The following is a 14293-nucleotide window of genomic DNA, read 5'->3' on the forward strand; positions in this document are numbered from 1 at the left end:
CCACCTTCGCACTTCGATCTTCGGCGAGGACGTCATTCTGACGGCCGGAGCCCGGGAATGTGACAACGTTGCCGCATCGTGTCCCGGCCGGTCACCGGACCAAGTGGACAGTCTTCGCGGCCGGGACGAACGTCGCGGTCTGGCCGCGGGTGAGGGCGACCATGTCGGTTTCGAGACCGTCGCCGAACGCGACCAGGCGGTCGGATTCGACTTCGACCGTCAGCGGCGTCCCGGTCAGCTCGCCTTCGGTGTGCTCGGTGCCGGTCGACGGCGACGGCCACGCCTCGCGCACGAACCAGACCAGCCGGGCCTCGCCGGGACCGGGCAGGCGCAGCCCGCTGTGGCGTTCGCGCCACACCGAGCCGCACCAGCCGGTCGCCCCGGTGCCGGTCCCGACGAGGATCCCCGACGACGCCTGGCGTTCCAGCGGCCCGCCACCGACCCCCAGCCGGTAGCGGGCTGTCTGGTGCCCGGCGTGCCCGAGGTAGATCTCGTTGAGCGCCAGCAGCCGCTGGCCGTCGTCCGCGGTGAGCTCGGCCATCGTCCGGCGCTCGACGTCGCCGGTGGCGCGCACGAGCTCCGCGACCGCGGCCGGCGGGTGCTTGACGAGGACACCGGGCCGGCCCGGCGTCACCCCGATCACCGGCTGCCCGTCGAGGTACTTGGCCACGTTGGCGATCAGGCCGTCCTGGCCGACCACCACGACGACGTCCTCCGGCGTGAACAGGAACCGGTCCAGGTCCGCGCGTTCGACCTCGCCGCGCCGCCAGTCCAGCGGGATGGCCGCCGACGCCGTCTTGAGCGCGGCGCGCAGGGCGGCGTCCGCCTCGGTCACTTCGGCGAGGTCTCGGCCGCGCGTGCGCAGGAAGAACTCCGCCTGGCCGCGCGTGCCGTGCCGGGCCAGCAGCTCGTCGAGTTCGGTGCGCCGGTGCACGAGCACGACGCGCGGGGCGAGGCTCACGACCGCACGCCCAGCTTGGTCAGCAGCGGGGCGAGCAGGTCCGGGGTGACCGTGAGGCTGTCGATCTTCGGCAGGTTCCCGGCCAGTTCCTTGAGCGCCAGCCCGGTGAGCACGCCTTCGGGCAGGTCGCGGTACGCCGCCAGCCGGGCGGCCTCACCCGCGGCTTCGGCCTCGCCGAGCGCTCGCTTGCCGTCGGCCTCGACCTGCGTCAGGCGTTCCCGGCGCAACGCCTGCGCCTCGGTCTCGATCCGGTTCGCCGCCGCGGCCTCTTCGGCCTGCCGGCGGGCGTTCGCACCGCGCTGGGCGAGCAGCTGCTCCTCACGCCGGGCCAGCTCGATCTGGTTCTGCAGCTCGTTTTCACCGATGGCGCGCTCGCGTTCGACGGCGAGGGCGCGCCGCTCGTAGGTCGCCCGGTCGGCCTCCTGCTGCACCTTCTCCCGCGCGGTCGTCTGCAGCGCCTTCTCGACCTCCGGCTCGGCGCGGATGGCGACGACGCGGACGTCGACGACCGCCGAGCCGGTCTGCGCGAGCCGGGTGTCCTCCTCGGCGAGCCCGGCGCGGATCCGGTCGCGGACCGCCTGGACACCGTCGACCAGCGCGGTTTCCAGCGGCGTGCGCGTCAGGACCTCGACGGCGTACTGCTGGACGTTCTCGGTGAGCAGCCCGCTGATCTGCGCGAGCGGATCGCCCCGCCAGCGGCCGGTGTCCGGGTCGATGGAGAAGTCGATCCGCTGCGCGGCGAGCGTCGGGTCTTCGATCCGGAAGGTGAGCGCGAGCTGGACGGTGACGTCCTGGTAGTCGGCCGTGCGGGCGTGGAACAGCAGCGGCAGCTCCCGGTCGTCGACCGGCACCTCCGAGACGACCGCGGTGAGCGGCCGGTACCAGAACGACAGCCCGACGCCGTCGTGCGCGAGCTGGCCGCGGCGGAAGTGCCGGATGTGCACGGTGGGCGCACCCCGCAGGTGCCGGAACCCGAAGCGGCGGTCGATGTCGGCCATGGGGACCTCCTCTTATCGTCGTGGTGACGATATGGGGTGGCGGGCGTAATCGTCAAGGTGACGATTAAGAGGTAGGGTGGTGGCATGGGTCACCCTCCGTTCGCCGTCACCGTGGACCTCGTCGTGCTCACCCTGACCGGGGACGAGCTGTGCGCGCTGGTGGTGCGCCGGGGAGTCCCGCCGTACGAAGGGGAGTGGGCGTTGCCGGGCGGGTTCGTTCGCGCCGACGAGGACCTGTCGGACGCGGCGCGGCGGGAGCTGGCGGAGGAGACCGGGCTGGCGGCGGGGACCGTCCACATCGAACAGCTGGCGGGGTACGGGGCACCGGACCGGGATCCGCGGATGCGCGTGATCACCATCGCTTACCTGGCGTTGGCGCCGGACCTGCCGACTCCGCTCGCCGGAACGGACGCGGCGGAGGCCCGGTGGGCCCCGGTCCGATCGCTGGCGGCCGAGCGGCTGGCGTTCGACCACGACCGCATCCTGGCGGACGGTCTCGAGCGGGCCCGGGCGAAGCTGGAGTATTCCCCGCTGGGCACGGCTTTCTGTGCTGCCGAGTTCACGGTGGCCGAGCTGCGGCGGGTGTACGAGCTGGTTTGGGACACGCGGCTGGACCCGCGGAACTTCCACCGGAAGGTGACGGGGACGGAGGGTCTGCTGACCCCGACCGGCCGCACGACGACCCGCGATGGTGGCCGGCCGGCGCAGCTGTACCGGCGGGGGAGAGCGGAGCTGCTGTACCCGCCGATGCTGCGGGCTTGACCGGGTGGAGCCGGCTGGGGCTGGTCGGTGAGGCTGGGCTGCTCCGCCGGAACCGGAGTAGGCCGGCAGCCGCCGGGCGGGCCGTGCGGCAGGCCGGATCCACGCTGAACCCGCGTCTGCCGCTGGCCGGCGGGGCGCCTGTGACGGGCCGCCGGCTTGGCGTTGCGCGGGCGAGGCCGCCATCGGACCGGCTGGCGGCTGCCGGTCCGATAGCCCGCGACTGGACCGGCCCGCGGGCTGCCGGTCCAGTGTTGGGTGGGTCGCGGGCTGTCGGTCGAGTGTTGGGTGGGCTGCGGGCTGTCGGTCCAGTGTTGGGCGGGCTGCGGGTCCAGTGTTGGGTGGGCTGCGGGCTGTCGGACCGGTGTTGGGTGGGTCGCGGGCTGTCGGCCGAGTGTTGGGTGGTCTACGGGCTGTCGGACCGGCGTCGGGCGGGCCGCAGGCTGCCGGTCCAGTGTCGGGCGGGCCGCAGGCTGCTGGACCAGCGTCGGAGCCGGCGTCGCTGACCCAGCGTCCGCCGGGTCGGCAGCCGCCGGTCCGGCGTCGGAGGTGTCGGGCTCAGGCCGCCCGGGCCAGCACCAGCTTCCGGGCCGCCGTGACCAGGGGCAGCAGCCGCGTGCCGAAGTTGCGGGCCGCCAAGCCGCGCCGCGTGGCCGGGATCAGCAGGGCTGCCGCCGTGGAGACGTTGCGCTGCTTGGGTTCCACCAGCTTGCGGTGCGCGGCCTCGTACCGGCGGAACGCCGACGCCACGTCGCCCGGAGTCCGGCCCAGCTCTTCGGCCAGCGTGTCCGCGCCCGCCATCGCCAACGTCGAACCGTCGCCGAACAACGACACGCACGATGCCGCGTCGCCCGCCAGGACGATCCGGCCCGCCGCCCAGGTGTCCATCCGGACCCGGCTCACCGAGTCCAGGTACAGGTCGTCCGCCTCGCGCACGCGCTTCAGCAGCTCGGGCACCCGCCAGCCGGCACCGTCGTACGCCTCCGCGAGCATGCGCTTGTGCAGCGCCGAATCCCGGTGGTCGAAGCCCGGCACGGCGTCACCGCGGAACATGAAGGCCGCGATGCCGTGACCGCGGGACGGGTGGACCGCCACCGCGCGGCCCGGCGAGTTGTACATCACCAGCTCCGTCCGGTCGGCCGGCGGCTCCGCCAGCGGCAGAGTCGCGATGTACACGCCCATGTGCTCGACGAACGCGTGCTCCGGCCCGAACGCCAGCCGCCGCACGTTCGAGTGGAGGCCGTCCGCGCCGATCACCAGGTCGAAGCGCCGCGGCGCACCCCGCTCGAACGTGACGTCCACCCCGCCGCCGTCCTGGCGCAGTTCGGTGATCGAGTCGTGGAAGACGAACTCGGCGTCTTCGGCGGCGGCCTCGTGCAGGATCGCCGCGAGGTCGGTGCGGGGCAGTTCGATGCCGCCGTCGCCGCCCAGTGCGACCCGGCCGGTGCGCCGTCCCGCGTCGTCGACGAACTTCAGCGCCGTCGCGTCGGTGCTCGCCTCGCGCAGCTTCGCCGTGATGCCCATCCGCTCGGCGACGCGTGACGCCGGCCCGCGGACGTCGACCGGGCTGCCGCTCGAGCGCAGCCCGGCGGCGCGCTCGACCACGGTCGGCCGGAAGCCCGCGCGGGCCAGCCAGTACGCCAGCGTCGGCCCGGCGACGCCCGCGCCGGAGATCAGTGCGGTCTGTTCGGTCATGGTGCTACCCCCATCAAGGTCCTGACCATCGGTCAGTCCCGACCGTACGCTCCTGTCCGGCGGTCAGGCAAGGAGCTAGGCTCGGGCGATGACCGACGACACCCGCGCCCGGATCCTGCGCGCCGCGCTCGAGGAGTTCTCCGAGCGCGGCTTCCACGCGACGTCGGTGCGGGAGCTGGCCGAACGCGTCGGCGTCACCAAAACCGCGGTGCTGTACCACTTCCCCGGCAAGGCCGACATCGTCACGGCGCTCGCCGAACCGCTCCTGGACGACCTCGAAGCGGCCATGGTGAAGGCCGCGGACGCCGCCGACCCGCGTGCGGCGGCGATCGAAGGTCTCCTCGGCGTCTGGCTCGGCCACCGCTACCTGTTGCGGATGAACCTGCGCGACCTCGGGCTGACCGCGTCGAAGACGGTGTTCGAGCGCTTCCGCGACGGGATGCTCAAGGCGAACCACCTGGTGGCGGGCCCGGACGCGGACCTCGCGGGGCGGGTCCGAGCCGCACAGGCGATCGCGATGCTCAGCGACCCGGTGGTGCTGTTCGCCGACGCCCCGGTGGCCGAGCTGCGCGCCGCGGTCCTCGACGGCGTCGACCGGCTGTACGCGGTGGCCGGGCCCGAGGACCGCCCCCGCGGCCGTCGCGGCCGGCCGACGGTGATGAGCCCCGAGACGATCGAGGCGGCCCGGCGCCTCTACGACGCCGGGCACGCTCCGGCCGACATCGCGACGGCGCTGGGCGTCTCCCGCGCCACGATCTACCGGCACCTGCCCGGCGCCGAATAATGAGACGCATTAATGAGACTTATTGAGACGTGACCTCGATGGCGGGCAACGCCGCGAGCTGTGCGGAGGTCAGCTTCGAAGCCGCCTCGAACACTTTCCGCTGGTGTTCCTTGATCCGCTCGTCCACCAGCCGGCTCAGCTCGAAGGCCAGCCGCCCGGTCTGGCGGACCGTGACGTCGTCCACCAGCGGCCGCGCGGCCGACAAGATGACCACGCCGGACGCCGCTCCGTCCGGGGATTGTGGGACGCCCACCGAGTAGGTCTCGCGCGGGTTGACCGCCCCGTCGAGCGAGAAGTCCCGGATCCGGCCGAGCAGCGCGTGCCACTCGGCGATCTCGCCCGGCACCTCCGTGGCTTCGACGTCGGCCACCGTCAGGCCCATGCCGCGGTCGCCGGTGCGGAAGCAGCGGGCGTAGGAGTTGAGCGCCGACACCCACAGCGCCTCGACGAGCACCGGATCGACGCGGGGATGGGCCAGTTCCGCGACGAGCCGTTCGCAGCACTTGAGGGTGAACTGGAGGTCGTCGAAGATCGCGACGAGGTCGGCCAGGCCCAGCGCACCCGGGGTGGCCAGCCGGCGGGCGCTCGAAGGGGTCGTCGTGGAAGCGGACATCCTCCAACGACACCGCATCCGGGCGCGTCCCGGGGTCTCAATTTGCGACACCACCCGCCACGGGCCGCAGCGTCAGCGCGAACGACGTCTTCCGCGGCTCGAGCCGGTACCGCGGCAGCACCCCGGGCCCGCAGGCCGCCGTGCCGAGGCCGTGCTGGGCCACGTCCAGCGTCAGGTGCACCAGCGAACCGGACACCAGCTCGTCGGTGTGCCGCGCCGCTTCCAGGGCCGCGGCCGTCCAGCGGCGGGCCGTGAAGCCGAACTCCCGCTCGCCGTCGACGCGCAGGCCCGTGCCGTCCGGAGCCGTGAAACCCGCCCAGCGCACCGCCGTGCGGTTGCCGTTCTCCTGGGGGAAGACGTACGGCGTCTGCAGGCCGTCGACGCTGCTCGAAAACCGCCCGATCCGCACCGCCTGGCAGCTGTCCGGGTACGCCTCGCCGGGGCCGCCGCCGAACCACTCCGCCGAGCCGAACGTGCCCGGGAGCGCCATCACCAGGCCCAGCCGGGGGAGTGTGGCCGGCACGGGACCGTCGGGGGTCACGTCGACGCGCAGCCGCAGACCGCCGTCGAACGCCGTCCACGTGTAGTCCGCGAACAGCCCGAACGCCTGCGCCGGCGGGGCGACCCGGGTGCGCACCACGAGTTCGTCCCCGTCGGCGTCGACCTCGATGACCCGGTGCTGCATCCGGTGCAGCCCCGCCTCGAGCCACTGCGAAGCTTCCGACGGCCCGGGTGCGGAACCGCGGTCGTTGTCGGTGGTCGCGCGCCAGACGTCGAGCCGCGGCCCGTGGAGCGAGTGCCCGCCCAGCGCGGTCAGCACGCCCGTTACGGCGTCGAACTCGCCGGCGCCGAGGAGGAGCTGCCCGGCCGTGCGGAACACCGGTCCCCGCACCGGCGGCGCCGGCCGGGCCGGGGCGGCCGACACCGGGAGCTGGCCCCAGCCGACGACGTGCCCGGCCGGCGCCCACGTCGTCGCCGAAGCCAGCGTTGCCGAGACCGTCAGCCAAGACTCGCCGGAAGTGGCGGGCAGCGACGGAAGCGGCACCGATGTCATCTGTCCGGAAAGGACAGTAGGCACGGCGAGAACTCCCTGCGCGACAGCGGTCCCCTCCTCTTCCAGGAGCCACGTGAAGTCGAGGTGCCCGGTCGAGGCGAAGTCGTAGTGGTTCGCCACGCGGATGCCGGCGGGATCGGCCGAGATGCGTACCGGCTCGATGACCTTCGCGAACTCCGTCAGACCCGGCGACGGCGTCCGGTCCGGGAAGAGCAGGCCGTCGATGACGAAGTTGCCGTCGTGGATGAGCTCGCCGAAGTCGCCGCCGTAGGCGAAGTGGCCCGGGACGGCGATGCCGTGGTCGATCCACTCCCAGACGAAGCCGCCCTGGCAGTTGGGGTACTTCTCGAACAGCTCGCGGTACTCCAGCAGCCCGCCCGGCCCGTTGCCCATCGCGTGCGCGTACTCGCAGAGGAGGAACGGCAGGTCCCGGCGCCGCTCGTTGTCGTCTTCGCGGCGGCCGATCCGGTCGACTTCGCCGGGTGTCGCGTACATCCTGCTGTGGACGTCCACGTAGGAGCACTCGTGGTCGCCCTCGTAGTGCACCGGCCGGGTCGGGTCGCGGTGGCGCACCCACTCCGCCATCCGCGCCAGGTTGTCCCCGGTGTGGCTTTCGTTCCCCAGCGACCAGAGGATCACGCTGGGCCGGTTCTTGTCCCGCTCCACCGTGCGCCGCATCCGGTCGAGGCAGGCGTCCGCCCACATCGGCTCGGAGCCGGGGTTGCGGTCCCAGCCCAGCGGGCCGAAACCGTGGGTCTCCAGGTCGCACTCGTCGATCACCCACAGGCCGTACTCGTCGCACAGCTCGAGGAACGCCGGGTCCGGCGGGTAGTGGCTGGTCCGGACGGCGTTCACGTTGTGCCGCTTCATCAGCAGGACGTCGGCCAGCGCCGTCTCCGACGAGACGACCCGTCCGGTGCGGGGGTCGTGCTCGTGCCGGTTCACCCCGCGCAGGAGCAGCCGCCGTCCGTTGACCTTGAGCTGTCCGTCCTCGACGGACACCGTCCGGAAGCCGATCCGCACCGGCACTCGTTCGGCCACGGTGGACAACGTGCCCGCGTACAACCGGGGCGACTCGGCGCTCCACGGCTCGACGGGCAGCTCCAGCGGCTCCGCGGCCGGGTGCCCGGCGACGCCGAGGGCCGGGATGTCCAGCACGACGTCGGTGGCGGTCTCGACCCGGACGGTGCCCAGCCCGGTCGTGTGGTCGTAGTCCGCGCGGACCCAGAAGTCGCCGATCCCGCCGGGCGGGCGCGACAGCAGCGTGACCGCCCGGAAGATCCCGGACAGCCACCACATGTCCTGGTCTTCGAGGTAGCTGCCCGCCGACCACTGGTGCACGCGCACCACCAGGACGTTGCCGCTAGGCCGCAGCAGCGGCCCGACCTCGAACTCCGACGGAAGCCGGCTGCCCTTCGTGACGCCGAGTTCGGTGCCGTTGAGCCAGATCCGGCCGCACGAGTCGATCCCGTCGAAGCGCAGCAGCGCGGGCCCGGCCGGCCAGGCGTGCGGCGGGTCGAAGCGCAGCCGGTGGTCGCCGGTCGGGTTGTCCGACGGGACGTGCGGCGGGTCGACCGGGAACGGGTAGTGCACGTTCGTGTAGGCGGGCTCGCCGTGGCCGTGCAGCTGCCACAGCGACGGCACCGGCAGCTCGTCCCACGCGGCGTCGTCGAACTCGGGATCGGCTACGTCCGGGGGAGCGGCCGCCAGGCTCGGCGAGAGCCGGAACCGCCAGGTGCCGTTCAGCGGCAACGACGGCGCGTCGGAGGTGAAGGCCGCGCGCGGCGGGACCGCCCCGCGGCCCGGGCCCGGGTCTTCGACGTACGACATGAGTCCCCTCGCACCGGGTCCGTGAACGCTCCCGTGAACGTTCACGGGACGGTCGGAAGTGTGCGTGGCGCCGCGTCGGCGTGTCAAGGGATCAGGCGGATTCGCGCAGGTGGAGGGCGGCGCGGACGATCAGCTCGCCGGGTTCGAAGGGTGCGGCACCGGTCACGAGCCGGGCGGCCTGCTCGACGGCGAGGGCGCCGAGCGCGCGGGTGTCGAGGGCGACGCTGGAGAGCTCCGGCTCGACGAGCGTGCCAAGCGCTAGCCCGTCGAAGCCGATCACCGCGAGGTCGGCGGGCACGCGCAGGCCGAACCGGCGGGCCTCGCGCAGGGCACCGATGGCGATGACGTCGTTGAAGGCGAACACGGCGGTGACGTCGGGGTGCGCGGCGAGCAGGGTGGCGAGCGCGGCACCCCCGCCGTCGACGCTCTGGGGAGTGCGCACGATCCACCCGGGCGCCGGCGCGATGCCGTGCTCGGCGACGGCGCGGCGGAACCAGAGCTGGCGGACGCTCGGCTCGGGGCGGCCGTCGTGGTCGAGCATCCCGATCCGCCGGTGCCCGCGCCCGACCAGGTGGGCGACGGCTTCCCGGACGCCGTCCTCGCCATCGATCGCGATGCCGCTGAACCGCGCGACGTGCGGCTCGCGGCCGAGCAGCACCACCGGGATGCCGGGGGTGAAGCGGTCGAGGTCCGCGTCGGACCGGCTGAAGTAGCCGACCACCGCGTCCACCTGCGTGCCGATCACCCGCAGCGTGGCGAGTTCCTGCTCGGCGTCGCCTGCGGTGTCGTAGACGACGACGTGCCAGCCGCGGGCGCGAGCGGCCTCGAGCGCGCCGGAGGCGACCTCGGTGAAGAAGGGGTTGAGCAGGTCCGGCACCACCAGGCCGATCGAGGTGGTGTCCTGCCGGACCAGGCCGCGGGCGAAGCGGCTCGGGCGGTACCCGAGCTCCCGGGCGGCGTCGAGGACGCGCTGCTTGGTCGAGCCGTCGATCTCGGCCTTGTCGTTCAGCGCGCGCGACACCGTCTGCCGGGAGACCCCGGCCGAGCGGGCGACGTCGTGGATCGTCACCCGCCGGGGTTCGGTGCTGCTCGTGGACACCGCTCGAGTATGCCCGCCCGCGGCCGGGCCGCTAGCCGGCCGGGGTGCGTTCGCGCCGCTTCGAGACGAACCGCCAGCCCACCGCGAGCACCACGGCCAACACCGGGATCGAGTAGAATGCGATCTTCTCGGCGCCGTCGGAGAAGCCCATCAGCACCACGACCAGCACCAGGAACCCGAGCGTCGCCCATCCCGAGTACGGCGCCCACGGCATCCGGTACGACGGCCGTTCCAGCTCGCCGCGCAGCGCGGCCTGGCGCAGGCGCAGCTGGCAGAAGACGAGCGTGGCCCACGTCGTGATCACGCCGAGCGAGGCGATCGCGATGGCGATGTCGAACGCGTCCTTCGGCACCAGGTAGTTCAGCACCACGCCGAGCAGGTAGGCGACCGAGGTGAACAGGATGCCGCCGTAGGGCACGTGGCGGCCGCTCATCCGGCTGACGAACGACGGCGCCTCGCCCTTCTCGGCCAGCGACCGCAGGATCCGGCCGGTGGAGTAGAGCCCGGAGTTGACGCTGGACAGCGCCGCGGTGAGCACGACCGCGTTCATCACGTCGCCGATGCCCGGGATCCCGAGCCTGCTGAAGACCGTGACGAACGGGCTCTCGTCGCCGTTGTAGAACGGCCAGGGCAGCAACATCGCCAGCATCAGCACGGACCCGACGTAGAAGACGCCGATCCGCCACACGACGCCGTTGATCGCCTTCGGCAGCACCTTGCGGGCGTCCTTGGTCTCGCCGGCCGCGATACCGACGACCTCGATGGCCGAGTAGGCGAAGATGACCGCCTGCAACGTCATCAGCGCGATCCCGACGCCGGCCGGGAAGAGTCCACTGTGGCCGGTCAGGTTGTGCGGGCCGGCCGGCGTGCCGCCGATGTCCGCGCTGGTGAGCACGAGCCCGATCGCGGTGATCAGGAAGACGACGATGGCCAGCACCTTGACCACCGAGAACCAGAACTCCAGCTCGCCGAACAGCTTCACCGAAAGCAGGTTCACCGCGATCAGCACGCCGAGGGCGACCAGGGCGGTGATCCACTGCGGGACGTCCGGCAGCCACTTGTGCACGTAGATCGCCACCGCGGTGATCTCCGCGATGCCGGTCATCGCCCAGTTCACCCAGTACATCCAGCCCGAGACGAACCCGGCCCACGGTCCGATGAACTTCCGCGCGTAGGTGACGAAGCTGCCGGAGCTGGGCTCGTGCAGGACCAGCTCGCCGAGCGCGCGCATCACGAAGTAGGCGGCCACCCCGCAGATCGCGTAGGAGAAGACCAGCGACGGGCCGACCTGGTGGAGCTTGCCGCCGGCGCCGAGGAAGAGCCCGACGCCGATCGCGCCGCCGATGGCGATCATCTGCACTTGGCGGTTGCCCAGCGCTTTCGAGTAGCTTTCACCTTTTTCGGTGAGGAGCGAGGAATCCATGGTTCCCGGACGCTAGAGCTTGTGCGGCAAGTCACCAAGCGGCCTAAGGAAGACTTAAGGTGTGCCGGAGATCACCGCTCGGTTTTCCCGCTATTACCCGGTTTCGATTTGACAGGGGTGCCGCGCGCCCCGAACCGCGGGGCTTCTACGCTACGGCGGTGGACCTCGCGGCGCTGCTGGACCGGATCGCCGGCGACGTCGCGTCCGACGTCGGCCGCGGCGCCGTCGCGGACTACATCCCCGCGCTGGCCAGGGTCGAGCCGGGTCGGTTCGGCATGGCGGTGGCCGAAGTGGACGGTGCGCTGCACGGCGTCGGCGACTGGCGGCACCCGTTCTCGGTGCAGAGCATGTCCAAAGTGTTCACGCTCGCTTTGACGCTTTCCCGCGGCGACGGCGTGTGGACGCGCGTCGGCCGCGAACCGTCGGGCGACCCGTTCAATTCGCTGGTGCAGCTGGAACACGAGGACGGCATCCCGCGCAACCCGTTCATCAACGCGGGCGCGCTGGTGGTGACCGACGAACTCGCGCAGCACGGCGACGCGGTCGAAGCGTTGCTCGCATTCCTGCGCGAGGAGAGTGGCCGCCCCGGAATCGACGTCGACGCCGAAGTGGCGGCGTCGGAAGCGGGGCACGCCGACCGCAACCGCGCCCTCGCGTACTTCATGGCTTCCTACGGCAACATGCGGCACCCGGTGCCGTCGGTGCTCGACCAGTACGTCCGCCAGTGCTCGATCGCGATGAGCTGCGCGGACGTCGCGCGGTCGGCGTTGTTCCTGGCCCGCCACGGCATCCGCAACGACGGCACCCGCCTGCTCGGCCAGAGCGCGGCCAAGCGCGTGAACGCGGTGATGCTGACGTGCGGCACGTACGACGCGGCGGGCGAGTTCGCCTACCGCGTCGGCCTCCCCGGCAAGAGCGGCGTGGGCGGCGGCATCGTCGCGATCGTCCCGGGCCGCTGCGCGGTGTGCGTGTGGAGCCCGGGCCTGGACGCGCGCGGCAACTCGGTGGCGGGGGTGGCGGCGCTGGACCGGTTCACGACGCTGACCGGCTGGTCGGTCTTCTGAGTCAGCGCAGGTAGTTGTAGACCGTGGCTCGCGAGATCCCGAGCAGGTCGGTCAACGCCGGCACCGCGTTCTTCAGCTCCAGGAACCCGCGCTCCTTGACCGACCGGACGAGGTCCTTCTTCGCCGTCGGCGGGAGGCTGCGCGGGGTGTGGCCGCGCTCGGCCGCGTAGTTTTCCACCAGCGCGCGGAGTTCGTCGCCCGTGCGGGCGCGCAGGCTCTCGGTCAGCGGCGCGGGCTCGGCGGTGCCGGTCAGGCGGGTGAGGGCCTGGGCCGCCGAGCCGAGCAGGGACACGTCGAGGTTGAGGCACAACGCCGCGACGTACTCGCCGGCCGAGTTGCGGAGGCCGATCGACGTGCTCTTCGCCGGGCGGCCGTCGGGGAAGCGGTTCGGGTAGTTCTGGAGGACGTCCGGGAAGCCCGGGTCGGCGATCCGCGCCAGGCCCAGCTCGGTGGCCGGATCGCCGACCGCGCGTCCGGACAGCCCGCCCTGGATCGCCCGGACGGCGTGGGCCGGGTCGCGCAGGTCGTGCAGCACCACTTCGCACAGGCCGGGGAACATCCGGCCGACCGCGTGGGCGATCTTCTCGGCCTCGCGCAGGAGCAGTTCGTCCTCGGTCATCCGATCAGCTCCCGCAGCTTGCCGGGCGCCTTCAAGCCGGAGCCGGTGAGCACGACGACGGTGGTTTCGCCCGGCCGGATCGCGCCGCGGTAGCGGAACACGTCGACGGCCGCGGCGGCGGTCGCGCTGGTCGGCTCGGCGTAGAGGCCGAGCGAGGCCAGGCGGCGGGCGGCCGCGGCGATGGCGTCCTCGTCGATCGCGGCCGTGTCACCGCCCGAGCGCCGAATCGCCGCGACCACCTCCGGCAGGCGCACCGGCTGCCGGATCGCGGTGCCCTCGGCGACGGTCGGAGCGAACGGCGGCGGCGGCCGGTCGTGGACGGCGGCGTCGATGGGGGAGCAGTTCCGCGGCTGCGCGACGAGCAGCCGGGGGCGCTTCGCGATCGAACCGGCGGCCAGGAGCTCGCCGAACCCCAGGTCGCAGCCGAGCACGATGCTGCCCGCGCCGGCGACCGTGACGACGGCGTCGGGCGCGCGGAAGCCGAGGTCTTCCCACAGTTCGTAGGCGAGGGTCTTGGTGCCCTGCAGGAAGAAGGGGTGCCAGTTGTGGCTGGCGTAGGTCGTGGCGGCCGAGCGCCGGACGGCTTCGGCGGCGGTGTCGTCCCGGGTGCCGGGCACCAGTTCGACGGTCGCGCCGTACGCCCGGGTCTGCAGGACCTTGGCGGCTGAGGTGCCCTCGGGGGCGAGGACCGTGGCCGCGATCCCCGCCGCGGCGCTGTAGGCCGCGACCGACGAGCCGCCGTTGCCGGAGCTGTCTTCCAGGAGCTCCTTCACCCCGGCGCCGGCCAGCGCGGAGACCATGACGCTGGAGCCGCGGTCCTTGAAGCTGCCGGTCGGGCTGAACCACTCGAGCTTGAACCGGACGTCGGCGCCGTCCCAGTCCTGCGTGACGAGCGGGGTGCAGCCCTCGCCCAGCGAGACCGGGCGGAGGTCGCCGGGCAGCGCGGCCCGGTACCGCCAGAGCGACCGGACCCCGGTGTCGACATCGCCGGGGCCGAGCCCGGCCAGCGGGGCGACGGTGAGCGGGACGCCGTCGTCCCCGCGCCACCGCAGCGGGTCGCCCGGGTACCGCGTTCCCGAGCGGTCGTCGGTGTACCAGTAGTCCACAGCACCTCCATCGCTGAACAGTCCGTCCAAGTCTAGACGATGTGTCCACTGTTACCGCTGAGTATGCGAAATGTCTTCAGCTTTTCTCGGGGAAAATTTGTAACGCGACGGGGGAAGATTGCGATCACCGCCGTCCTGTGGGTGCCGGGCGGAGCACCGATGGTGTTCGCCCGAATACCGCCGGTCGCGCGACCGGGAGACGGCGTCGGGCCGGCTGACGGCGTCGGGAGGTTCGATCGCGATCGCGTGAGCACCGGGAATCCGGCCGGGTGCCGAATCCACAGTGGA

The 14293-nt window shown here is 72.6% G+C and carries 12 protein-coding genes; 3 read left to right on the forward strand and 9 right to left on the reverse strand.

The genetic code is table 11. The features are described 5' to 3' along the window. Window positions 1–91: 91 nt before the first annotated feature. On the reverse strand, window positions 92–961 hold the full coding sequence (locus ACLJQM_RS21355) for a hypothetical protein (protein ID WP_410632514.1): 870 nt from the start codon (window positions 959–961) through the stop codon (window positions 92–94). Further along, window positions 958–1959, reverse strand: a complete 1002-nt coding sequence (locus ACLJQM_RS21360; protein ID WP_247023432.1) for an SPFH domain-containing protein — start codon at window positions 1957–1959, stop codon at window positions 958–960. The genes ACLJQM_RS21355 and ACLJQM_RS21360 overlap by 4 nt, the downstream gene beginning before the upstream one ends. An 84-nt stretch (window positions 1960–2043) precedes the next feature. Between ACLJQM_RS21360 and ACLJQM_RS21365 the strand changes: the two genes are divergently transcribed. Further along, entirely contained in the window at window positions 2044–2721 is a 678-nt protein-coding gene (locus ACLJQM_RS21365) for an NUDIX hydrolase (protein WP_247023431.1), read from the forward strand. Between the two features lie 555 nt (window positions 2722–3276). Here the strand turns inward: ACLJQM_RS21365 and ACLJQM_RS21370 are convergent. Then, window positions 3277–4413 (reverse strand): FAD-dependent monooxygenase, encoded by a 1137-nt coding sequence (locus ACLJQM_RS21370; RefSeq protein WP_410632515.1) that lies wholly within the window; start codon window positions 4411–4413, stop codon window positions 3277–3279. Between the two features lie 88 nt (window positions 4414–4501). On the opposite strand from ACLJQM_RS21370, the gene ACLJQM_RS21375 reads away from it, so the two are divergent. Continuing rightward, window positions 4502–5197 carry a TetR family transcriptional regulator gene (locus ACLJQM_RS21375; protein WP_410632516.1) on the forward strand — a complete coding sequence of 232 codons (696 nt, stop codon included), beginning with the start codon at window positions 4502–4504 and terminating at the stop codon, window positions 5195–5197. A gap of 19 nt (window positions 5198–5216) precedes the next feature. Here the strand turns inward: ACLJQM_RS21375 and ACLJQM_RS21380 are convergent, their stop codons facing one another. From ACLJQM_RS21380 to ACLJQM_RS21395, 4 genes are all read right to left on the reverse strand, one after another. After that, window positions 5217–5810 (reverse strand): hypothetical protein, encoded by a 594-nt coding sequence (locus ACLJQM_RS21380; protein ID WP_410632517.1) that lies wholly within the window; start codon window positions 5808–5810, stop codon window positions 5217–5219. A gap of 37 nt (window positions 5811–5847) precedes the next feature. Next, entirely contained in the window at window positions 5848–8694 is a 2847-nt protein-coding gene (locus ACLJQM_RS21385) for a glycoside hydrolase family 2 TIM barrel-domain containing protein (protein WP_410632518.1), read from the reverse strand. Window positions 8695–8785: 91 nt separating this feature from the next. Beyond that, window positions 8786–9793, reverse strand: a complete 1008-nt coding sequence (locus ACLJQM_RS21390) for a LacI family DNA-binding transcriptional regulator (protein ID WP_410632519.1) — start codon at window positions 9791–9793, stop codon at window positions 8786–8788. A 31-nt stretch (window positions 9794–9824) separates the two neighbouring features. Beyond that, the gene (locus tag ACLJQM_RS21395; RefSeq protein WP_410632520.1) at window positions 9825–11216 is read right to left on the reverse strand and encodes an amino acid permease; all 1392 of its coding nucleotides are present in this window, start codon (window positions 11214–11216) and stop codon (window positions 9825–9827) included. A 158-nt stretch (window positions 11217–11374) separates the two neighbouring features. Here ACLJQM_RS21395 and ACLJQM_RS21400 point away from each other — a divergent pair, with 158 nt between their 5' ends. Further along, window positions 11375–12280 (forward strand): glutaminase, encoded by a 906-nt coding sequence (locus ACLJQM_RS21400; protein WP_247023425.1) that lies wholly within the window; start codon window positions 11375–11377, stop codon window positions 12278–12280. Between the two features lies 1 nt (window position 12281). Here ACLJQM_RS21400 and ACLJQM_RS21405 read toward each other — a convergent pair whose 3' ends face one another. Beyond that, window positions 12282–12899: a transcriptional regulator gene (locus ACLJQM_RS21405; RefSeq protein WP_410632521.1), complete on the reverse strand. Its 618-nt coding sequence runs from the start codon at window positions 12897–12899 to the stop codon at window positions 12282–12284. Next, entirely contained in the window at window positions 12896–14035 is a 1140-nt protein-coding gene (locus tag ACLJQM_RS21410) for a threonine synthase (RefSeq protein ID WP_410632522.1), read from the reverse strand. Before ACLJQM_RS21410 ends, ACLJQM_RS21405 begins: the two co-directional genes overlap by 4 nt. Window positions 14036–14293: the final 258 nt, after the last annotated feature.

Origin of the sequence: Amycolatopsis sp. cmx-4-83, assembly GCF_046548815.1 — a bacterium.
Classification (GTDB): Bacteria; Actinomycetota; Actinomycetes; order Mycobacteriales; family Pseudonocardiaceae; genus Amycolatopsis; species Amycolatopsis pretoriensis_A.

What these genes read in the sequence shown, in the direction of transcription:
- ACLJQM_RS21360 (WP_247023432.1), bottom strand. Translation starts at nt 1,959, where the DNA reads ATGGCCGACATCGACCGCCGCTTCGGGTTCCGGCACCTGCGGGGTGCG.
- ACLJQM_RS21365 (WP_247023431.1), top strand. Translation starts at nt 2,044, where the DNA reads ATGGGTCACCCTCCGTTCGCCGTCACCGTGGACCTCGTCGTGCTCACC.
- ACLJQM_RS21370 (WP_410632515.1), bottom strand. Translation starts at nt 4,413, where the DNA reads ATGACCGAACAGACCGCACTGATCTCCGGCGCGGGCGTCGCCGGGCCG.
- ACLJQM_RS21375 (WP_410632516.1), top strand. Translation starts at nt 4,502, where the DNA reads ATGACCGACGACACCCGCGCCCGGATCCTGCGCGCCGCGCTCGAGGAG.
- ACLJQM_RS21380 (WP_410632517.1), bottom strand. Translation starts at nt 5,810, where the DNA reads ATGTCCGCTTCCACGACGACCCCTTCGAGCGCCCGCCGGCTGGCCACC.
- ACLJQM_RS21385 (WP_410632518.1), bottom strand. Translation starts at nt 8,694, where the DNA reads ATGTCGTACGTCGAAGACCCGGGCCCGGGCCGCGGGGCGGTCCCGCCG.
- ACLJQM_RS21395 (WP_410632520.1), bottom strand. Translation starts at nt 11,216, where the DNA reads ATGGATTCCTCGCTCCTCACCGAAAAAGGTGAAAGCTACTCGAAAGCG.
- ACLJQM_RS21405 (WP_410632521.1), bottom strand. Translation starts at nt 12,899, where the DNA reads ATGACCGAGGACGAACTGCTCCTGCGCGAGGCCGAGAAGATCGCCCAC.